Below are 21,866 nucleotides of genomic sequence, written 5' to 3' on the forward strand. Positions count from 1 at the left end.
GTTAAGATTCCCTGGTGTGTAGTCAATCTTAACCTCTGGAAGCATCTCGTGCGTACGTAAGTCGATAGCCCCAACGTAGAAGTAATAGTTGAGTGTCCCGTAGAAAAGATAGTCTTTGTAGACCGTCGTTACATATGTGCTGGTGTTATAGCCTGGGAACTTATACATTTGAAAGGCTCCAGTCCGTACGTCTAGCTCTGCAAGCTGGTGATTATCTCCACGCTCATATCCATCCTCCCAAAGTGAAGAGTAGAAGAATACTAGTTTGTCGTTTCCATATTTTTGGTACTTCCTTGCAGCATCATTCTCCCACAATACCGTCCCTGATGGCACCTCCACACACAGCACCCGATTGGTACTCTTATTCTCTATTTCCCGAAACCATACGATAACGACCTTATCCTCATAGGGGTAAACTTGGCTGACACAAGCACCTGGGTGGTCTAATTCCCAAAGCACAGCCCCAGTAGCAAGCTCGATGAGCTGGCAACCACCTTCCTTCGGTCCTCCTAAGGTGCCCCATAGGAGAGCATAGTTTCCAAACTGTTCGATAAGTCTATAGGGATATGATCTAGTCCATAACACCTCCCCATTTTGAATGTATCTATAGACGTGATCGCCTGTTGCTTCATCCCATTTGTTCATTATATAGAAATGGGGGAGTTCACCTATCTTCGGATATCCTACAGCTTCATCTACTTGTAGTTGTAGCTTAATCCCACTCGAAGTCATCTCGTAGATGTCTCCATTAGGAATCATAGCCGCAAATACCCCTCCTCGCAAACCATCCCGAAGAAAAAGCTCCTTCTTCGAAATTTCAACCCCATTCAGTTCTGTGCTTTCTCCGCGAAACCACATAATGCCTAGAGGACTGTTCCGTATGTATTCAGCTCCTCTTATGATCTCTCGTACTTCTTTTATCTTCATGATCTAGTTTATTATAAACACCTATAGTGGTTCGCGTGTCGACCCATATAGGCCGCTCTACCTCCCCACGGTGGGAGTGGGGGCGCAAGCAGCGGAGGCGGTCGCTTCGCTCTGCGGGCGCACCTGCGCCTTTAGCCGCCATTCCTTTTGGTAGATATGCAGGGTGTTCTCAGCATCCTTTATGTAGAGCCTATTCCCTTCCATCTGTAATGGGAACTGTGCAATCAGGTGATTACCCGTAGACATCTTTTCTTCCAATGAAATGATATCTCCTATCCAGATGAACCGGCGAGCCTTCAAGTCGAAGATCCCAGCACAACGGTAGCCATGCGCCTCCCAGTGTCGCTGTGCGATGAACGTAAGGCAATCTCCGTATAGTCGTGCGGCATCGAGAAACTCAAACGCCTCTCGTCCAGAAGAATCTACTTCTGAGAACTCATAGCTCTCGATAAATTCAGCTGTAGTAGCATTGAGGATATGTATCCCCCAATTGCTGATCGTTATGATAGCTTTATCCGCCTCGCGAAAGAAAAAGTAAGCGAAGCCTCTGACATATGTGTAGGCTGGATTTGCTTTGTCGGAGGCTGCCGAGGAGAACTGATGTATAGGCTTACCCGTCTCCAGATCCAGAGCTATAAGTCTTGAGAGACCAGTACATACCCAAAGCATACCATGCGTGAGCCCAAGCACTTTATCAAGATCATCAGGTTCACCGCTACGAGGACACAGGGGGAAGTCAAAGGTCCACAGCACCTCGCCAGAGTAGTTTAAACGACTAAGCTTATACTCGAAGATCTTATAACCGATGACCTCCTCACCCACTTTATACAAGCGGTAAGGGACGTTTTGTGCTAAGAGAGGTTGCCCGTCTGAGACCGAAAGGATATTCTCACTCGCCTCAAAGGTCTTGGGATCACGGACTTGGTGCCTAATGTAAGGGCCCACATTTCTATCAAAGAAATACACCTCCTTCTGAAATGTCTTGAGTAAGGTATGCCCCGAATAGATCTCTATGGTTCCATAGCGATTATACCACACATAGACGTATTCGCCTACAGAAATGATCTTACTTGCGGTTTCCTCTTTCTCAAGCAAGACACCATCAATACAGAGGTAGCCCCGCCCATTCTCCTCATAGGAATAGTCTCCCGTGATGGGGTTAAGGCCCTTCACATTCTTGACTTGGGCAATCTCTTTGTAGGCTATCATTGTCGTCTGAATAAGCTATTTCCTTTGGGGGATGATGGGGAATTCACTGTCAAAGTTAGCCCTTTCGGCGGGGAGTACAGCGGGGACGCAGAGGCGCGGTAGAATGCCGGCTTGCGGAGGAGGGGATGCAGACCACTACTCGCCCGTGGTACAAACCAATAGTGGTATGTGGTGCAAACCTATAGTGGTTCACGAGTCAACCAATAGTGGTCGGTGGTAGTAACCTATAGTGGTTCGCGCGTCGACCAATACTGGTCGCCCCGCTGACCTATATAGGTTATTACTCCACGTAGGGATAAAAGTTGCGGACGAGTGGCAGATAAGTTTGGACTACGTACGTGGCTCTAATATCTACGTACGTGGATATTTGGATTGACGTGCCTGGTCTTTAAGACTACGTGCATAGACAGAGGAAAACCACTACGCGAAGGCACTTTTTTCTTCACGAGAAGGATACTTTTTCCTCCGCAGGATAAGAGGAATATTCGCGATAAGGCGAAGGGCTTGCTTGACCGCTTCGGAGAGGTATATCGGGGAGCTGGGCGTGCGATGTCTTAGCACAATAAGTAGAGGACAGGACTCGCGGCAACAGTCTCCTATTGGTATGGGGTCTTGACACTATTGCTTTGCCGCTAAAGCAATATAAGTATGGGGTGCATACCACTAGTGGTATGCACCCCATACTTATATTGGAACAAAGTCCCTATTGATGGATGTAAGCAATTATCTCCTCCCAGGCATCGGGATGAAACCACCGTATCTCGGGATCACGTCGCCACCAAGAGAGTTGCTTGCGAGCGTAGTGCCGGCTGTTTCGCTGAATAAGTCGTACCGCCTCAGCAAAGTCAATATCGCCATCAAAGTAGGAGAAGAGTTCCTTGTAGCCCACGGTGTTGAGCGCATTAAGGCTACGAAGTGGATAGACTCGCTGGGCTTCCTCCACCATACCTGCCTCGATCATCAGCTCGACGCGCTTATCAATTCGTTCATAGAGCTCCTCGCGATCTCGGGTAAGCCCAACCTTGACAATACGGAAGGGACGAGCTTTCTGCTGCCCCGTATGGAAAGAGGAGAAGGGGCACCCTGTAGCAAGACACACCTCATAGCCATGGAGCACACGCTTATAGTTCTTCGGATCAACCGCCTTATAATAGACTGGATCCAAGAGACGCAGCTCCGCAAGGATTCCGTCAAGCCCTTCCGCGGCATAGCGTTCCCAGACAGCTGAGCGGACTTCCTCTGGCACGTCTGGCATACTATCAATTCCCTTCGTGATAGCATCGACATACATCATAGAGCCTCCGGAGAGAAGTGCCGTGGAAGAAGAACTTTCAGCAAAGACTTGAGGCAAGAGCTCCAGGACTTCACTCTCGAAGGTAGCGGCACTATATAGCTCTGTGACCGACCTTGTCCCGACAAAATAATGAGGCACAGCAGCCCGCTCCTCATCGGAGGGGGCTGCTGTGCCTATAGGGATCTCACGGAAGATCTGCCGAGAGTCTGCCGAGAGGATGCTGCAACCGAAGTATTGCGCGAGGCGAATACTAAGCGCCGTCTTGCCTACCCCTGTGGGGCCAACAAGCACGATAAGTGTAGGGAGATACTCCTGCTTAGTAGAGGCTCTCTGCATCAGCGATATCGAAGCCTTCGAGGTCGATATCCCCTTCATCGACGGATTCGTCGGAGAAGAGTTCGTCATCCCATGGCTCACCCGTAGCAGGCGTTGCCAGACGGGAAGCTGCTACCTCAATGCTCTCCAGCTGCTTAGGAGCCTTACCCTCAGCCTTTGTGACGACAGGCTTATCAAGACTCTTGCCTGGGATTAGCTCTGCCAGCTCGATAAAGAAGCCACGCTCGCTCAGCATATCGAAGACAAAGAAGAGGTGCTGTCCCTTATGATCCAGCAGATCTTCCAAGCGTGTATCAGCCATCAGGTAGCTATCTTCATCCGAAGAAGCTCCCATATCCATCATCGTGATCTCAAGCTCCTTCTGCCACTCCTCATCACAGATGTGGAAGGTCGTCAGCTCGTCACGAGCATAGACCAGCGAGTCGAGGATAAAGTCATTCAACTCAAGGAAGGTGGCTTCGGAGTCGATCTGAAGCTCTCTCTTGAAGAAGTCATTCTCATCGGAGAGCATTAATAGGCGATATACCATAAGTCTAAGGGATTAGGCTACTTCGTCGGGGTTACAAGGCTGAGATAAAGCTCATCAAGCTGCTCCTGATCGATCAGCGAAGGCGCATCAATCATCACATCACGCCCAGCATTATTCTTGGGGAAGGCGATGCAGTCACGGATACTATCCAGCCCTGCGAAGAGGGAGACAAAGCGATCCAAGCCATAGGCCAGACCACCATGAGGAGGTGCACCATACTTGAAGGCATTCATGAGGAAGCCGAACTGCTCCTGTGCCTTCTCGGGAGTGAAGCCTAAGAGGTCGAACATACGTGCCTGCAGCTTGCTGTCGTGGATACGGATCGAGCCGCCACCGACTTCTACACCATTGATGACCATATCGTAGGCATTCGCGCGCACAGCCCCTGGATCCGTCTCGAGCATAGGTACGTCCTCAGGCTTGGGAGAAGTGAAGGGATGGTGCATAGCGTAGAAGCGCTGGGTCTCTTCATCCCACTCGAAGAGGGGGAAGTCAACCACCCAGAGGCAGGAGAACTTTGTCTTATCGCGGAGACCAAGCTTATTGCCCACTTCAAGACGAAGCTCGCAGAGCTGCTTACGCACCTTCATCGCATCATCACCTGAGAGGATGAGGATCAGATCACCGGGCTTGGCCTGCATCGCACGTGCCAGCTCCTGCAGCGTCTCCTGACTGTAGAACTTGTCGACACTACTCTTGACCGTGCCATCAGCTTCGATACGAGCATAGACCATGCCCTTAGCACCGATCTGCGGACGCTTGACGAAGTCAGTCAGAGCATCGAGCTGCTTACGCGTATAACTTGCAGCACCCTCAGCGCAGATACCACCGATATAGGCTGCATCATCGAAGACGGAGAAGCCATGGCCGGAGAGCACGTCCTTGAGCTCAACGAACTCCATGCCGAAGCGTGTATCCGGCTTATCAGAGCCATAGCGCTTCATCGCATCGTGCCAGCTCATACGTGGGAAGGGAGTCTGAATATCGAGATCGAGCAGCTCCTTGAAGAGATAGCGGGTCATCCCCTCGAAGATCGTCAGCACATCCTCCTGCTCGACGAAGCTCATCTCACAGTCGATCTGAGTGAACTCAGGCTGGCGGTCCGCACGAAGGTCTTCGTCACGGAAGCACTTGACGATCTGGAAATAGCGGTCAAAGCCACTAACCATCAACAGCTGCTTGAAGGTCTGAGGAGACTGGGGCAGAGCGTAGAACTGGTTAGGGTTCATGCGAGAGGGCACGACGAAGTCACGAGCGCCCTCTGGCGTAGACTTAATGAGGACAGGCGTCTCTACTTCGAGGAAGCCCTGACCATCAAGATAGCGGCGCACGGCGAGAGCGAAGCGGTGACGCAGCTCAAGGTTGGAGCGTACGCAGCTACGACGCAGGTCAAGGTAGCGGTACTTCATACGCAGGTCGTCCCCACCATCGGTATCATCTTCGATAGTGAAGGGAGGCACCTCTGCAGGATTGAGTACGCGCAGCGTCTTGACCGAGATCTCGATATCCCCCGTAGGGAGCTTAGGATTCTTATTCTCACGCTCGGTGACCTCACCCGTGATCTGGATGACGTACTCACGACCGAGCTTCTCAGCCTCAGAGACGAGAGCCTCGCCTACGTGAGCCTCATTGAAGACGAGCTGAGTGATACCATAGCGGTCACGAAGGTCGATGAAGGTCATCCCGCCCATACGGCGTGCCTTCTGGACCCAGCCAGCGAGCGTCACCTGCTCCCCGACATTACTGAGGCGCAGAGCGCCACAGGTAGTAGTGCGATACATATATTCTTTTTCCTTGATCGGTAGCCAGCCAGAGGCCTGCACACCGAGTGATAAGTGCTTGTTCTCTCTACAAAAATACAAAAGATTACGGGGGATTTATAGCGCAGGTAATAGATAGAGAGCAGTAAGGCACCATCGCAGGATCCTCCACCCAGAGCGAAGCACCATAGCCATACCTTAGTATAGGGGACTATAAAAGCAATGCGAGTAGAAGTGGATTCACTTCTACTCGCATTATATTCAGTCGGGATGACTGGATTCGAACCAGCGACCACTCGCCCCCCAGACGAGTACTCTAACCGGGCTGAGCTACATCCCGAGTGCTCTTGGAGACTTGCCACGTGGGCTTTGTCCCTTTTGCGCTGCAAAGATAAGGAGAAGGTGGCTAACTACCAAATGTCTCGCGAAGAAAATCAAGCCCTTCCTTAATAACTCCCTCATCCGCAACCTCTACCGCCTCGATATTTCCAGGCTCGATGACGCCCATGAGCGTGATGGTGCCTGCTGAGTTCTTCTTATCATGCCGCATAAGACGAAGCAGTTCGGGGTAATCCTTGCAGGTATAGAAGAAGGGCGAGTAGAGCTCACGGGCCAAGGTCATCAGCTGACGGATGTACTCCTTGCTCGTCCCACGCTGGCGCATCGTGATATAGCTCTCGATGAGTAGCCCGAAGACGACGGCCTCACCATGTGGGAGCGTGCGGCGAAACTCATTCTGATGTGAGTAGGCCTCCAGTGCATGCCCTACCGTATGCCCGATATTTAGGATACGACGAAGCCCTCGCTCCGTAGGATCAGCCTCCACAATGGATGCCTTGTAGGCAATACTCTTCTCGATGAGGGCCTGCCACTCGTCATCCATAAGGCCAACGGGGTCGCCAATATGACAGACCTCTCGCCAGGCCTCTCCTCCCATAAGGGTGGCATGCTTGACGACCTCACCATAGCCTGAGAGAAGTTCTTCTAAGGGGAGAGTACGCAGGAAGTCAATATCGACGATGACCTCATGGGCAGGGTGGAAGGAACCAATGAGGTTCTTTACCCCGAGGAAGTCAATCGCAGTCTTCCCCCCTACCGAGGCATCGACCATCGCCAGCAGTGTCGTCGGCACATAGACCGTCGCTATGCCACGCATATAGGTCGAGGCAGCTAAGCCCCCTAAGTCAAGCAGGGCTCCTCCACCAACGAGAACGAGGACACTACGACGAGTAGCCCCCTCTTCGCTGAGCCAAGTCCATAGGAATCCCAGCGACTCCGTCGTCTTGCACTCCTCGCCACCTCGCAGCGTACGACATATGGCCTCGGGAAGTGCAGACTGCAGCTGAGGAAGGAGGTCGGGATGGAGCTCTGCGACACGCTCCTCCAGGACTAAAAAGAGTCGATCGCAAGCCAGCCCCTCAGCGACTGAGGGGAGCTTGTGATCGAGTATCTGTGTACCGATGATCATCCGTACAGGGGTAGGCTTATGCCTTCAGCTCCATAGCGGATAGGAGCTCTTCGACAGCAGCGTTGAGTCCATCGACGTTCTTACCACCTGCCGTAGCGAAGTGAGGCTGACCGCCACCACCGCCCTGGATATGCTTGGCAGCAGCACGGAGGAGCTGTGAAGCGTTCCAGCCTCTTGACTCTACCAGATCCTTGCTGATCATAAGCGTCAGGCTGGGCTTAGAAGAGCTGGGCTCTACGCAAGCGGCGATGAAGACGAAGGGCTCGTGCAGTTCGCCTGCAATCTGGAAGGCGATATCCTTGACGATCTCAGCAGGCACCTCCTTCTCGACGAGGAAGAGGCGGACACCACCGACCTCGACACGCTTCTCCAGCAGCTGACGCTTCTTCTCAGCGATCTGCTCACGGACGTACTCCCCTACCTGCTTGCCGAGCTCGGCATTCTCCTCAAGGGTCTTACGGATAGCCGTCATCAGCTGGGGGCTATTATTGAAGAGCTGGCGGATAGCATCGATCATATCAGCCTGCTCATAGAGGTAGTTCTCAGCGGCTACACCCGTGACAGCCTCGATACGGCGTACACCTGCAGCTACGGAGGACTCACTCGTGATGCGCAGCGTACCGATCACACCCGTAGAGGCGACGTGCGTCCCCCCACAGAATTCGGTCGATGAGCCAAAGCGAATGACACGGACGTGATCCCCATACTTCTCTCCGAAGAGAGCCATAGCCCCCATCTCGCGAGCTTCGTCAATAGGCACCTCACGATATTCCTGCAGAGGGATGCAGGCACGGATACGCGCCGTGACGATACGCTCGACAGCACGGAGCTGCTCAGGCTCTACCTTCGCAAAGTGAGCGAAGTCGAAGCGCAGGACCTCGTCAGAGACGAACGAGCCCTTCTGCTCGACGTGCGAGCCGAGGACTTCACGCAGAGCCTCATGCAGGAGGTGCGTAGCAGAGTGATTAGCCTCGATACGGTGACGACGCTCTTCGTCAACCACGGCACGGAAGTCACCCTCCAGCGTAGCGGGGAGCTTCTTCATCAGATGGATAGCGAGGTTGTTCTCACGCTTGGTATCAAAGACTTCGTACTTCGTGCCATCGGTGGCGATGAGGAAGCCCTTATCACCTACCTGCCCACCCATCTCAGCATAGAAGGGAGTCTCAGAGAGGACGACCTGATAGAAGGTAGCATTCTTCTGCTTCACCTCACGATAGCGCAGGATCTCCGTGGTGCACTCGAGGGTATCATAGCCGACGAAGCGTACAGCAGAGCCATCATTGACGACCTGCCAGTCACCTGCATCTATAGCAGCGGCATTACGTGCACGCTCCTTCTGCTCCTGCATGGCCTTATCAAAGCCCGCTTCGTCGACGCTCAGGCCCTGCTCGGTGAGGATCAGTGCAGTCAAGTCAAGGGGGAAGCCATAGGTATCGTAGAGGACGAAGGCATCGTGCCCATCAAGGACGGTCTTACCAGCTTTCTTTGCTTCCTCGATCTGCTTATCCAGCAGGCGGATACCCGTCTCCAGCGTACGCAGGAAGCTCTCTTCCTCCTCACGCATCACCTTAGCGATGAGCTCGCGACCAGCGATAAGCTCGGGATAAGCATCGCCCATCGTCTCGATAAGCACGGGCAGGAGGCTGTACATGAAGGCCTCACGACGGCCGAGGAAGGTGTAGCCGTAGCGGACAGCACGGCGTAGGATACGGCGGATAACATAGCCCGCCTTAGCGTTGGAGGGGAGCTGACCGTCGGTGATAGCGAAGGCAATCGTACGGATGTGGTCAGCGATGACGCGCATAGCGACATCCGACTTCTGATCAGCGCCATATTCGATCCCCGTGAGCGTGGCGATAGCCTGGATCATCGGGGTGAAGATATCGGTATCATAGTTCGACGTCTTCCCCTGCATAGCCATACAGAGACGCTCGAAGCCCATCCCCGTATCGATGACCCGCTTAGGCAGAGGCTCGAGAGAGCCATCGGCCTTACGGTTGTACTGCATAAAGACGAGGTTCCAGATCTCGATGACCTGGGGGTGGCTCTGGTTGACCAGCGTGAGGCCATCGACAGCCTTACGCTCTTCGTCAGAGCGGATGTCGATATGGATCTCAGAGCAAGGACCGCAGGGGCCTTGGTCGCCCATCTCCCAGAAGTTGTCGTGCTTATTCCCGTTGATGATGCGCTCAGCTGGTAGGTGCTTTGCCCAGATAGAGGCAGCCTCGTCATCGCGCTCAAGGCCTTCGGCTGGAGCCCCCTCGAAGACCGTCACATAGAGGCGCTCGGGGGAGAGGTGGAGTACCTCAGTCAGATATTCCCAGGCCCAGTCAATAGCTTCGTGCTTGAAGTAATCCCCGAAGGACCAGTTCCCAAGCATCTCAAACATCGTGTGGTGGTACGTATCATGGCCCACCTCCTCGAGGTCGTTGTGCTTACCGCTTACGCGAAGGCACTTCTGTGAGTCCGCCACGCGGCTATGCTTGATCTCGGCATTACCGAGGATGATATCCTTGAACTGGTTCATCCCTGCGTTCGTGAACATCAGAGTAGGGTCGCCCTTGACCACCATCGGAGCTGATGGTACGATCGTGTGGCCCTTACTTTGGAAGAAAGACTTATATGACTCGCGAATCTCTTTAGAGGTCATTGTGTCGTTGTTGCTTACTATTATATGATACTTTATTTGTCCCGCAAAGGTACGCTATTTATAGGTAGTGTAGAAGCCCTACCCCACGAGAGCTCTTTGCTACCCGCCTCTACACATATAGAGAGAATGTACGCGCGCGAGGGGAAGCAGCCTTATCGAGAATCACTTCGTCGCAATGGGGATTGCATACCACCGCTATACGGTCCCCCTTCGCAACCCATATTGAGACTGTTGCCGCGAGTCCTGCCCGCTATTTTTAGAGTGCAAAGGCATCGTGCGCCCAGCTCCCCGATATCCCCCTTCGAAATGACCGAGCAAGCCCTTCGCCTTATCGCAAGTATTCCTCTTATCCAGCGGAGGAAAAAGTGCTGTTTTCGTGAAGAAAAAGTACCTTCATATAGTGGTTTTCCTCTGTCTATGTACGTAGTCTTAAAGACCAGGTACGTAAATCCTAATATCCACATACGTAGATATTAGAGCCACGTACGTAGCCCAAACTTATCTACCACTCGTCCGCAACTTTTATCCCTACGCGGAGCAACAACCTATATATAGGTCACGTCACAAAGTTATATAGGGATCAGTCCAAAGCTATATAGCTCGCTTCACCATCCCTATATAGCCCGACCCCGTACCCATATTGGTCGGCAGGCTGACCTATATAGGTTCATTTACCCAGCTATGGAGGCCCACTTCTTCACCTCGCATAAGATGCAGATATACTTACACATAGGCCAGCTCCTTCGCAACCACAAAAATCGACGTATAGCCGCCCCATTTACTGGATAGGAAGGAGCCTCATAGCACAGAGCTAATCCCTGCGGTAGTCTGTGCCACTTTGGTTATCTTTGTCTTACTGTAAATAAGCACGATAGACAAAGCAACATACGCCTTATGAAGATCAACTACCGGATGGGCTTCGCCCTACCCGCCCTCATCGCAAGCATATTAGCCTTCGGCTCCTGCAAATCTTCCTCCAAGAACTCCTCTGTACTCCAGCAGAGCGCTATCGGGAAGCCAGGCGAGCTGATGCTCGTCATGGATAAGGACTACTTCGAGTCCCCCATGGCTATGCAACTCTATGACCTACTCGAAGAAGATGCCCCTGCCCTTCCTCAGAGCGAACCCTCCCTGCGCATCTCGCGCGTCCCTACCCCATCCTTCGAAGGCTCGCTGAAGCTCGTCCGCAATGTCTTCCTCCTCGACATCGACCCTCAGCGCTACTCAAAGGTCTCGCTGAAGTACAGCTATGACGACTGGGCCAAGGGGCAGATCGTCGCGCGCATGACCTCACCCAGCGCCGACTCGGTACAGAACTACCTCAAGACTCAGGGCGAAGGGCTGATGAATCTCTTCATTCGCCACGAACTCTTCCTCTACGGCGAGGTTATCGCTAAGACCTACAGCCAGAAGGCTACCGAGCTTGTCGACAGCCTCTTCGCTCATCGCGTCAATGTCCCTGAGGATATTCGCAATAAGCGTGTCGGCAAGGACTTCCTCTGGATGTCCAACTCCTCCATGCGCTCTCGTCACGACATCCTCGTCTACACCTACCCCTATCACAGCCCCAAGGATATCAGCCTTGATGCTCTGGTTGCGAAGCGTGACTCCGTACTCAAGGCCAATATCTCAGGCGAATTCGAAGGCTCCTACCCCTGCACCGAGCAGAACTATGGCCTCCTCTACCGCCGTGTACAGCTCCCCGAAGAGGAGACAGCGCGTGCTGAACTCCGTGGTCTGTGGAAGATGGAAGGCGGTGCGATGATGGGTGGCCCCTTCGTCAGCCATGCTGTCGTCGACAAGGCTGCAGGCAAGGTCTACGTCTTCGAGGGCTTCGTCTACCGCCCCAACGAGGACAAGCTCCACCTCATCCGCATGATGGAGTCTTCGCTCTACTCCTTCCGCCCCAGCGCTGTCAAGGCCTTTGACCCAGGGATCATCCTCAAGGCTCGCTACACCAAGGGCTTCTAACCCATAGTCTGACAATGAGTACACGCAAGATACGGGTAGCTATCACCCACGGCGATATCAATGGTATCAGCTATGAAGTCGTACTAAAGATCTTTGAGGATGAGCGCATCCTTGAGCTCTTCACCCCTATTCTCTACGGCTCTTCGCACGTAGCAAACTTCTGGAAGGCGCACCTAGGCCTTGAGCATGTCTCTTGGCAGGTCATCCGCCAGGCAAGCGAAGCCAAGGACGGCGTGCTGAATATCCTCGACTGTACCACGGGACGTGAGCAGGTAGAGATCGGTCAGCCCACCGACGCGGCTGGGCGCGCTGCCTTCGAAGCTCTTGAGCGTGCTACGGCTGATATCCGCATGGGACTCTGCGACGTCCTCGTCACAGCCCCCATCAATAAGGCCGTGATGCCACGCGACCTCTTCCCATTCAATGGGCATACAGATTACCTCGAGGCGATCGCAGCACGCACACCTGGCGAATCACTGATGGTGCTCGCCTCGGGCGACTGCCGTGTGGCCTTAGCTACGACACACATCCCAGTGAGTGCTATTGCCTCACGACTCTCGAGCGAACTGATCCTCCGCAAGCTCCGCCTCCTCGAGGCTGGCCTACAGCGAGACTTCGGCATCACGAAGCCACGCCTCGCCGTACTTGGCCTTAATCCCCACGCAGGCGATAAGGGGCTCATGGGGAACGAGGAGGATACTATTATCCGCCCCGCTATCGAGGAGGCTTTCACCTCGGGCATCATCACCTTTGGTCCCTTCCCTGGGGACGGCTTCTGGGGCAGTGGTCGTGTAGACTCCTTCGACGGCATCCTGGCCATGTATCACGATCAGGGCTTAGCTCCCTTCAAGGCACTGTATATGAACGAAGGGATCAACGTCACGCTGGGACTCAGCTTCGTACGCACGTCCCCAGACCATGGCACGGGCTACGACATCGCTGGTAAGGGTATCGCTGACCCCACCTCAATGCGAGAGGCTATCTACAGCGCACTCGACATCTACCGTCACCGTCGCAGCTACGACGAGGCTACGCGCAATCCTCTCCGCCGTCACTACCACAATCGTGGGCGAGACGACGAGAAGCTCGACACGACCAGTACCCCAGACGAATACTAACGCTTCGCCCCAAGCTCATGTCCCTCAAGATATATACCGCCTCGGCGGGATCGGGGAAAACGCACGCGCTCACACGTGAGTTCCTGCGTCTGATGCTGAGCAATGGCGACCCCAGATACTTCACGACTATCCAAGCGGTGACCTTCACTAAGAAGGCCACCGCTGAGATGAAGGGACGTATCGTCGCTGAGCTCTCTACCCTCGCACGCACCCCAGAGGAGTCCCTATTCACAGATGATCTATGCAGGGAGCTGGGTATCTCGGAGGCGAAGCTACAGGAGCGAGCTAATGCGACGCTGCATGCCCTGCTGCTGGAGTACACGAGCTTCCGTGTGCGTACCATTGACTCGTTCTTCCAAGAGGTCGTCCGCTCCTTCGCCTATGAGCTGGGCCATGCTGGGGCTCTCCGCGTGCAGCTTGACTCGGACCAACTCCTTCATCAGGCCGTCCTCGAAGTCTTAGCCCGACAGGATCAAGAGAAGAGCGACAAGGAGATTGAGGCTTGGCTTAGTGAGCTAACCACCGAGGCGATAGAAGATGGGAAGGGCTACAATATCGAAGACCAGCTCAGCAAGTTCGCCAAGCAGCTTGAGAACGAAGCCGTCAAGCAGCTCCGTGCAGGCAAGGAATTCCCCTCCCAAGCGCAGGTCAAGAAGCTACGTGAAGCAGCTCGTAAGATCATCAAAGACAGGAAACAAGCACTAAGTGGCCTCGCAGAGAGAGCACTCAACGCACTGGAGAAATCTGGGGTTGCAATAGAAGATTTAAGCAATAGTACTACAGGTGTATTCGGTGCTATCTTCGCTTGTCTAAGAAACCAAGGTGCTCTCCTCGAGAAGTCAAGTGCCTTTGCTGAAAGGTCACGCCTACGTGCGTTCCTTGATGCTACGGACAGAGAAACGATGCTGGCTAAGCTTGTAGGAAAGAACAAGCAGGCTATCCGTGAGCAGATAGAGCCTCACCTCAGTAGCATCTATGATGCCCTCAAGGAATTCAGCGACTACAACTTCCAGCAGCTCCCGCTCTACGTCACCGCCCAGCAGATCAACCGATATGCGGGGCTCTATGGCATACTGATCGACATCGACAACGCCCTCCAAGAGCTCAAGCGAGAGGGTAAGCTCATGCTCATCTCTGATGCACCTTCGCTCATCCAAGCGCTACTGAAGGACAATAATGATGCACCCTTCCTCTACGAGAAGATCGGGGTGCGCATCGAGCATCACATGATCGACGAGTTCCAGGACACGAGTCGCATGCAGTATGAGAACTTCAAGCCTCTCCTTGATAATGCCCAGAGCCAAGGCCAAGACTGCCTCATCGTCGGTGATGCCAAGCAGAGTATCTACCGCTTCCGCAACTCCGACAGCACCCTACTGACCACACAGCTCACCGAGGACTTCACGTCTTCCGCTGAGCGTAAAAACCTTGAGGACAACTGGCGTAGTGTCCCCGAGATCGTAGACTTCAACAACGCCCTCTACCCACAGCTCTGCTCACTCATCCGAAGTATCTTCGACTCACTCTGGGGCGAGGTCAGGGGCTACGGCTTCCCCGAAGGACAAGAGGAAGTCAAGAGCCGACTGGATGCAGAGCTGGACATCCTCCTCAAGGCCTATGAAGACGTGGAGCAGAATACTCCTAAGCCAAAGCAACAGCGAGGCCTCGGTCAAGTCGTACTCCATCGCTATGCTCCCCCCAAAAAGAAGGATGATAGCACCACAGAGGGAGAGGACAGCGAAGAGACTTCAGACACCGAAGAGGAAGTACCCAGCGGCGCCTTAGATCAACTCCCGCTTGTCCTCGTCGACCTACTCAAGCGAGGCTATCGCTGCTCCGACATCGCTATCCTCGTTCGCACAAAGGCGCATGCAGCCAACGTAGCGGAGACACTCCTCAGCGCTCCCGAGGAAGTGCTGGAGGGCTATTCCCTACCCTTCCTCTCGGAGGAAGCTCTACACGTCGATCGAGCATACTCGGTACGCTTCATCATCGCAGCGCTCAGCCATCTGGCAGATACCAGCATCCCACTACGCCTAGCAGTCCTCCAAGAGGCCTATCACCAAGTCCTCGCCCTCTCGGGGCAAGCGGAAGAAGACCTATCCGATGCCGAGCTACAAGAGCTGCGTGACTTCGGGCGCCAAGGGCTCTACGAAGTCGTCGAGATCATCAACTCACGCTATGGCAAGCTCTTCCCCAAGAGCGAAGGCGCCTACCTCGTCAAGCTCCTCGACATACTCTATAGCTGGGAGCAAGAGGAGGCTGCAGATATCTCGACCTTCCTCCAGTACTGGCAAGACAAAGGCCATCTGCAGAGTATCGTCAACAACTCAGCCGAGGATGCTATCACCCTGATGACCATACATAAGTCCAAGGGACTCGGTTTCCCCGTCGTCCTACTCCCCGACATCAGCTGGGAGCTGGATCAGGCCCTGAGCGGCAACAAGGAGAACATCCTATGGTGCCCCATCCCCCATATCAGCGAGACCGAAGAGCTTACCGCAACGAATGTGACGAGCGTCCCTCTTAAGTACACCTCTACCCTGCAGATGAGCTACTTCGCTGAGCCCTACTTTGAGGAGAAGCTGAAGAACATGATGGACTCGCTCAACCTCCTCTATGTCGCCACTACGCGCCCTAAGCAGGAGCTACATATATGGATCCGGGAGGAAGCAGAGCAGAGCAAGGAGAAGATCTCCAAGATAGAAGACCTCTTCCTGGCCTCCGTAGAAGAAGACAAGGCTCTCCATGAGATCCTCCCCGCTCATCAGACGACGAAGGAGGATCCCATAGGTGACAGTACTTCTGCACCAAAGAAGAAGCACTCCGACTCCGAAGAGGATAGCGCTACGGCTCTACAGGTAGGTGCACTAAGCTCTTACCCTATTGACAAGCGCTTAGCCATCCTTCGTGAGGGACTCGAGTACTTCTCTGAGGATAGCCAGCGTGCCTATGGGCGTACACTGCACCTCATTCTCTCCGAGATCGAGACCGCAAGCGATGTAGCTCCCGCCATCAGCGAGGCCGTACATCATGGATATATCAAGGCCGAGCATGCTGAGGAGCTCTCCTCCCAGCTCCGTGCTGTCGTAGACCACCCCGAAGCAGCACGATGGTTCGATGGCACAGGGAAGATCTTCAACGAGCGTGCGATCATCGGTGGAGAGCTGGAGACCAGCCGCCGTCCTGACCGAGTGATCTTCTACCCCGATGACCATATCGAGGTCGTAGACTATAAGTCTGGGGAGGAGCGTAAGGGTCACCACCGCCAGGTCCGTGAGTACATGGAGCTTCTTCGTCAGATGGGCTACACCGAAGTCTCGGGCTATCTCTGCTACCTCCATGAGCCAGCGCCCAAGATTCTACAAGTGAAGGGGTAGCCAAGCTACCTTGATACAAGAAGAGCAGCCTACTGCACAGTCCTCAGTGAGGGGTGCAGTAGGCTGCTCTTATATAGTAAAGCGGGAAAGTGAGCGTGTGGCTCAGCGACGATTAATCCTCGTCGTCGTCATCATAGTCGTAGTCACCGACACCGTGAGCATCGAGGAACTCCTCGCTCGCATCATTGAGGTTGTCGATGAGACGCACCAAAATGGTATTATTCTTCTTGAGCTGTGCCTGTTCTTCGGGCGTACCACGGAGACCATCAAGACGCATCTTGATGAGGGTCTTGTAGCCATCCTTCATCAGAGCTTCCCAGCCATCGAAGACTTTATAGAGCGCCTTGAGCATACGGTCATCACCATCATAGGCACCGAGCGCAGCAGCCTGCTCTCTCAAGCCCTTGAGATCTTCGATCCACTCCAGGCGAACCCACTCAGCGCGGTTGTAATCCTTGGCATCCATCGCATCATTCATCTTCGCCATCTGGTCGAGACCATAGTTGGAGAGGCAGATGAGCTCGTTGTTGTACTCGACGGCATTGTCGTACTCACCCTTGGCATAGTAGCAGCCTTCATCGGGCTGCCAGCCGCGCTTTTGCTCTTCGCCTCCGAAAGCAGCTTGCATCTGCTCCTGCATCTTCTGCATCTGCTTCTCGATAGCTTCGGCAGAGTTATCTCCCCCGAAAAGCCCCTGAAGCTTCTTAAAAAGGTCCATCATTTTGATTGTAGTTTGATTATAAATAAATCGATTACAGGGCAAAAATAGTGATTTCCATCAATACCGCAACCCTGCAGACGGTATAATATCGGGCACGTTACAGGCAAAGACAGTCCTATCCCAGCTTAGAAGGAGGCATGACCCTTCTGCTGAAAGGCCCTACTCCTCGCTATAGACCGTGAGCATAGAGCTCCGAGGATCAGACAAAGTCAACCGATAGACAGCCGCCTTATTGATACGGATCCACATGATGACTCATATAAGAATGCAAGTAGACCTATATAGGAATGATCATAAAGCTATATAGGAATCAGTGCAATCCTATATAGGAACGCGCGCAAAGCTATATAGGAATGATCACGAAGCTATATAGAAATCACCTCAATCCTATATAGGAACGCGCGCAAAGCTATATAGGAATATAAGAAGAGCTATATAACTTCAACCACCCCTTGCAATACGGCCTCATGAGACTGTTGCCGAGAGTCCTGCCCGCTATTAATTGTACTAAGGTATCGCACGCCAGCTCCCCGAGATACCTCTCCGAAGTGGTACGCAAGCCCTTCGCCTTATCGCAAGTATTCCTCTTATCCTGCGGAGGGAAAAGTGTTGTTTTTGCGAAGAAAAAGCGTCTTCACGTAGTGCTTTTTCCGCATCTATGCACGTAGTCTTAAAGACCAGGCACGCAAATCTAAATATCCACGTACGTAGATATTAGAGCTACATACGTAGCCTAAACTTATCTACTACTCGTCCACAACTTTTATCCCTACGCGGAGCAACGACCTAATACAGGTCACCTCACAAGGCTGTATAGGAATCGATCCAAAGCTATATAGCTTTCTTCGCCATCTTATATAGCTCTACCCACGTACTCATATACCTATTATGGGACCATTGCGCAAGGCCACCTCTTCATTACTCGTACCTCCTTCCCTCGAAAAGCGGAGTCTTTAGGTTGAGAAGTTCGAAGGAGGAAAGTGCAAGCTGTGAAGAGATGGCCTTGCGCAATGGTATCCTCAATAAGAATGCATTGATCGCCCCCCTCAAGCAGTCAATAATAAAAGCCATCACCCTACCGCCACAGGATCATGTGAGCGGTAGGGTGATGGCTTACCCTTGCGAAGGGAGGGAGGCACTATGCCTCGGGGAGGGTCATCTTGACCAAGACGATCTTCGTCGATGTGGAGCGAAGAATCTCAAAGCGCAGGTCTCCGATCTCAAGGATCTGCCCCTGCGAAGGGATGCTGGGATGGTGGCACAAGATGTAGCCAGCGATAGTCATGAAGTCCTCATCCTCGGGGAGTGTCAGGCCAAACTTCTCGTTGATATCATCGATCTCCATACGTCCGCTGAAGACGAAGGTACGGTCATCAAGGCGCTTGGCCACACGCTTCTGACGGTCATGCTCATCCTCGATATCTCCGAAGAGCTCCTCGACGATATCCTCAAGCGTCACCATACCTGCCGTACCGCCAAGCTCGTCGATGACGACTGCGATACTCTTCTTTTTCTGCATCAAGAGGCGCATCAGCGTGCTGGCTTGCATGCTCTCGGGGACGAAGAGGGCTGAGACGATGCGCTTCTGCCAGTCGTCACCGCGGAACATTTCACTCGAATGGATGTAGCCGACGACTTCGTCGATATTCTCCTTATAGACGATGAGCTTTGAGAGTCCCGTGCGGATGAAGAGTTCCTCAAGATGCGCACGCGTCGAGTCAATGCTTGCCCCGACGATCTCATTACGAGGCAGAAGGCAATCACGCACCTGAAGGCCCGAGAAGGAGATGGCATTTTGGATGATCTTCACCTCCGTCTCAATACCCGAGGCCTGACCATCGTCCGAGCTATGCGTGAGGTAGTACTCGAGGTCCAGTGAAGAGAGCTGGGGGCGAATAGCCACACTCGAGGTACGCTGCCCAGCAAGGAAAAGAATCGCACGCGTGATCAGCCCGATGATCCAAGCAAAGGGATAGAGCAGGAGATAGACGAGAAAGAGGATCCCTGCGAAGAAGCGCATCGTGCGGTTGGGGTTAGCACGGAAGGTCACCTTCGGGAGGAACTCCCCGACGAAAAGGATCAGCAGCGTACTGAGGACCGACTGCGCCAAGAGAATGAGCCCATCATTCTCGCCCAAGAGGCTCTTGAGCCAAGGCTCCATCAGCACAGCGGTCAAGAGACCATAGATGACGAGGGCAACATTGTTCCCCAGGAGCATCGTCGTGATGAAGTGGTCAGGACGCGAGTAGAAGACACCTAAGATCCGAGCCGACACACCACCACGGCTTCGGTCAAGCTCAAGACGGAGCTTATCCGAAGAAAGGAAGGCGATCTCCATACCAGAGAAGAAGGCCGAAGCAATTAGGCCGAGGAATATATAGAGGTAAATCATCGTCGATGGTGAGAGCACACTGCGTCGAAGAGCTTAGAGATGGGGAGCTTGCTTCAGCGTATCGGCCCGTGGGGCTGCAGGTGCAGTAGGTGAGGTCGCCTTATTCTCGTCGTAGTCAAAGGCGCCCTTGTTGTCGTAGATCTCATACCAGCTGAGATCGTCCTTAGCATTGAAGTGGGAGCCACGAAGCTCCTTGCCTTGGGTGAGGAAGTAAGTCGTATCATCCGAATAGAGGCGCTTCTCAGCACGAAGCCAAAAGAGACGCTTCGTCTTGAGGCGCTGCCCATCAGGTCCCTGGACATGGACGTGACCGATGAGCTCCCACTCTTCCTTGAGCGGTCGGCGGATAGCGGAGTCTGCCTTGATGAAGACCTGACTACCGCTCTTGAGGTCATAGGGGCGTAGGACAAGACCACGTGGGAAGACCCATTCATTGCGGTCATTACGCTCATAGATCAGAAGCTCGGGAGCGGTCATACGATAGCGGATGAGTCCAGAGTCCGAGATGAGCGTATTGAGCGCTACCATACGAGCTGTATAGAGCGAATCGGGATTGACCGCCAGATTCTTCACCTCGACCTTCTTCTTGCTGCATGCCCCTAGCGAAAGGAAGAGCGTGCAGAAGACAAAGAGCATGGCGAAGGGATACGAACGAGAAGTCCCCCGCTGTCTGGATGGAGTATCCAGACGGCGGAGGGCTTCTTCCCTCTCTCTTGCACCTAAGTGCGAAGGGAGATCAGACATAGAGCGAGCTATGTAAATTAGGGGATGACGACACTTTCGCCACCGAAGCTAACCGTAGAGCCCTTCTTGATATCAGGATGCATGAAGATCTCCTGTGCAGAGGGGAGGTAGCGAGAGTAGTTGGCGATAGCACGGTTAGCCTGAGCAGAGACCGAGGGGTCTACGCTGGCAGCGTGACGGAGCTTATTGATGACGAGATAGTAGTAGCAGCGCTGCTTGATCTTGTCATCGGGATAGTAGCGAGAAGCATTACCAGCGGAGAGCTCAGCGAGATAGAGCAGTACGCGACCATTACGGGGATTCTCAGCGAGGATCTTGTTCCCGTAAGAGATAGCTGCACTGCTGTTGCGCTGTACCTGAGCGATCTGGAAGAGTGCTTCGTAGCACTTGAGACGGTCAGAAGAGTTCTTAGCCAGGTCAATAGCCTTGTTGAGGAACTCCGTAGCCTCAGCGTAGCGCTTGTCGCGGATAGCTTCACCAGCGATACCCATAGCCGCTGTGACCGAAGGCTCGATATCAAAGAGGTAGCGACCGGCACGTACAGAAGCACTGCCATCGCAGCCTGCACGCTGGAAGAGCGCAAGGACATTCTGCAGGAAGGTCTTATCCGTCTTATGCTGATCGATCTTCTCTACCGTATAGGTCTTCTCAAGCTTATCACAGCTGGCCAGACCGCTCTGAGCGAACTCCGTATCCATCTGATTCTTGTACGTCTCGATGACCTTCTTAGCTTCGTCCGTCTCAGCAGCAGCGAGGATAGCATCTGCGTACTCAGCAGCCTGCGTATACTCGTTGATGTACTGATCGATCTTCGACTGATCCTTAGAAGCGATGAGGCGCGAGCTGAAGACATAGTAGTAGAGGAGCTGGATAGGCGACTCAGCCTTGTAGCGCTCTACGACAGGCTTAGCCCACTGATAGACCTGCGTGAAGTCTGCATCAGCACCTGCGATCGTCTTGTAGTCCTCGATCTTATCAGCCAGGATCTGAGGCGTACCTACCTTAGCATCGTCACCGAAGTAAGTGATACGGTCGTCATAGAGCTTCATCAGCTGGTTGAGGATCTTCTTCTTCTCATCAGCAGTCTTAGCCTGACCAAGCTTCCAGTGAAGGATCTTAGCACCGATGATGTATATATTCTTAGATGCTGCGGGGCAGTTATCGTATGCCTTCTGCCAATGCTCATAGGCGTCGGCATAGTTCGCCGTCTTACCAAAGCTGGTCAGCAGGCTGATACTTTGGCGGCAGCGGATGCTGTCTTCACCTGAGCCAAAAGGAGTACCTGTAGCTCTACCCGTCTGGGCATAAGCAGCCGTCGAGAGAAATCCGAGAGCTGCTACCAGGATCATTCTGTTCAGTTTCAT

The 21,866-nt window shown here is 53.4% G+C and carries 14 protein-coding genes and 1 tRNA gene; 3 read left to right on the forward strand and 12 right to left on the reverse strand.

Annotated features, from left to right (window positions below):
- From HMPREF1323_RS06930 to alaS, 8 genes are all read right to left on the reverse strand, one after another.
- Positions 1 to 927, reverse strand: a 927-nt coding sequence (locus HMPREF1323_RS06930; protein WP_009433484.1) for a PQQ-binding-like beta-propeller repeat protein, incomplete at its 3' end; no start/stop codon positions are given.
- Positions 928 to 984: 57 nt separating this feature from the next.
- Complete coding sequence (locus HMPREF1323_RS06935) at positions 985 to 2,136, reverse strand: hypothetical protein (RefSeq protein ID WP_009433488.1); 1,152 nt, start codon at positions 2,134 to 2,136, stop codon at positions 985 to 987.
- A gap of 703 nt (positions 2,137 to 2,839) precedes the next feature.
- A complete protein-coding gene (gene miaA / locus HMPREF1323_RS06940) occupies positions 2,840 to 3,766 on the reverse strand; it encodes a tRNA (adenosine(37)-N6)-dimethylallyltransferase MiaA (RefSeq protein ID WP_009433459.1) in 927 nt (308 codons plus the stop codon).
- A complete protein-coding gene (locus tag HMPREF1323_RS06945) occupies positions 3,747 to 4,295 on the reverse strand; it encodes an IS1096 element passenger TnpR family protein (protein ID WP_044124195.1) in 549 nt (182 codons plus the stop codon). The genes miaA and HMPREF1323_RS06945 overlap by 20 nt, the downstream gene beginning before the upstream one ends.
- 17 nt (positions 4,296 to 4,312) lie before the next feature.
- The gene (aspS, locus tag HMPREF1323_RS06950) at positions 4,313 to 6,076 is read right to left on the reverse strand and encodes an aspartate--tRNA ligase (protein ID WP_044124196.1); all 1,764 of its coding nucleotides are present in this window, start codon (positions 6,074 to 6,076) and stop codon (positions 4,313 to 4,315) included.
- A gap of 244 nt (positions 6,077 to 6,320) precedes the next feature.
- A tRNA-Pro gene (locus HMPREF1323_RS06955) sits at positions 6,321 to 6,395 on the reverse strand.
- A 66-nt stretch (positions 6,396 to 6,461) separates the two neighbouring features.
- On the reverse strand, positions 6,462 to 7,523 hold the full coding sequence (gene aroB, locus HMPREF1323_RS06960; protein ID WP_009433456.1) for a 3-dehydroquinate synthase: 1,062 nt from the start codon (positions 7,521 to 7,523) through the stop codon (positions 6,462 to 6,464).
- A 16-nt stretch (positions 7,524 to 7,539) separates the two neighbouring features.
- Complete coding sequence (gene alaS / locus HMPREF1323_RS06965) at positions 7,540 to 10,176, reverse strand: alanine--tRNA ligase (RefSeq protein ID WP_009433468.1); 2,637 nt, start codon at positions 10,174 to 10,176, stop codon at positions 7,540 to 7,542.
- An 894-nt stretch (positions 10,177 to 11,070) separates the two neighbouring features.
- Between alaS and HMPREF1323_RS06970 the strand changes: the two genes are divergently transcribed.
- Genes HMPREF1323_RS06970 through HMPREF1323_RS06980 form a run of 3 tightly spaced genes read left to right on the forward strand, consistent with a single transcriptional unit; the run spans position 11,071 to position 16,645 of the window.
- Positions 11,071 to 12,147, forward strand: coding sequence for a DUF4837 family protein (locus HMPREF1323_RS06970; RefSeq protein ID WP_009433450.1), 1,077 nt, complete (start codon positions 11,071 to 11,073; stop codon positions 12,145 to 12,147).
- Positions 12,148 to 12,161: 14 nt separating this feature from the next.
- The gene (gene pdxA, locus HMPREF1323_RS06975) at positions 12,162 to 13,265 is read left to right on the forward strand and encodes a 4-hydroxythreonine-4-phosphate dehydrogenase PdxA (protein WP_009433471.1); all 1,104 of its coding nucleotides are present in this window, start codon (positions 12,162 to 12,164) and stop codon (positions 13,263 to 13,265) included.
- A 17-nt stretch (positions 13,266 to 13,282) separates the two neighbouring features.
- A complete protein-coding gene (locus HMPREF1323_RS06980; protein ID WP_009433457.1) occupies positions 13,283 to 16,645 on the forward strand; it encodes a UvrD-helicase domain-containing protein in 3,363 nt (1,120 codons plus the stop codon).
- A gap of 112 nt (positions 16,646 to 16,757) precedes the next feature.
- Here the strand turns inward: HMPREF1323_RS06980 and HMPREF1323_RS06985 are convergent, their stop codons facing one another.
- From HMPREF1323_RS06985 to HMPREF1323_RS07000, 4 genes are all read right to left on the reverse strand, one after another.
- A complete protein-coding gene (locus tag HMPREF1323_RS06985; protein WP_156795226.1) occupies positions 16,758 to 17,366 on the reverse strand; it encodes an LIC11966 family surface protein in 609 nt (202 codons plus the stop codon).
- A 1,138-nt stretch (positions 17,367 to 18,504) separates the two neighbouring features.
- Positions 18,505 to 19,758, reverse strand: a complete 1,254-nt coding sequence (locus HMPREF1323_RS06990; RefSeq protein WP_044124197.1) for a hemolysin family protein — start codon at positions 19,756 to 19,758, stop codon at positions 18,505 to 18,507.
- Between the two features lie 33 nt (positions 19,759 to 19,791).
- Positions 19,792 to 20,502, reverse strand: a complete 711-nt coding sequence (gene lptC, locus HMPREF1323_RS06995) for an LPS export ABC transporter periplasmic protein LptC (RefSeq protein WP_009433469.1) — start codon at positions 20,500 to 20,502, stop codon at positions 19,792 to 19,794.
- Between the two features lie 17 nt (positions 20,503 to 20,519).
- Positions 20,520 to 21,866, reverse strand: a complete 1,347-nt coding sequence (locus HMPREF1323_RS07000) for a tetratricopeptide repeat protein (RefSeq protein ID WP_044124198.1) — start codon at positions 21,864 to 21,866, stop codon at positions 20,520 to 20,522.

This window comes from Porphyromonas sp. oral taxon 279 str. F0450, from assembly GCF_000292995.1.
GTDB lineage: Bacteria > Bacteroidota > Bacteroidia > Bacteroidales > Porphyromonadaceae > Porphyromonas > Porphyromonas pasteri.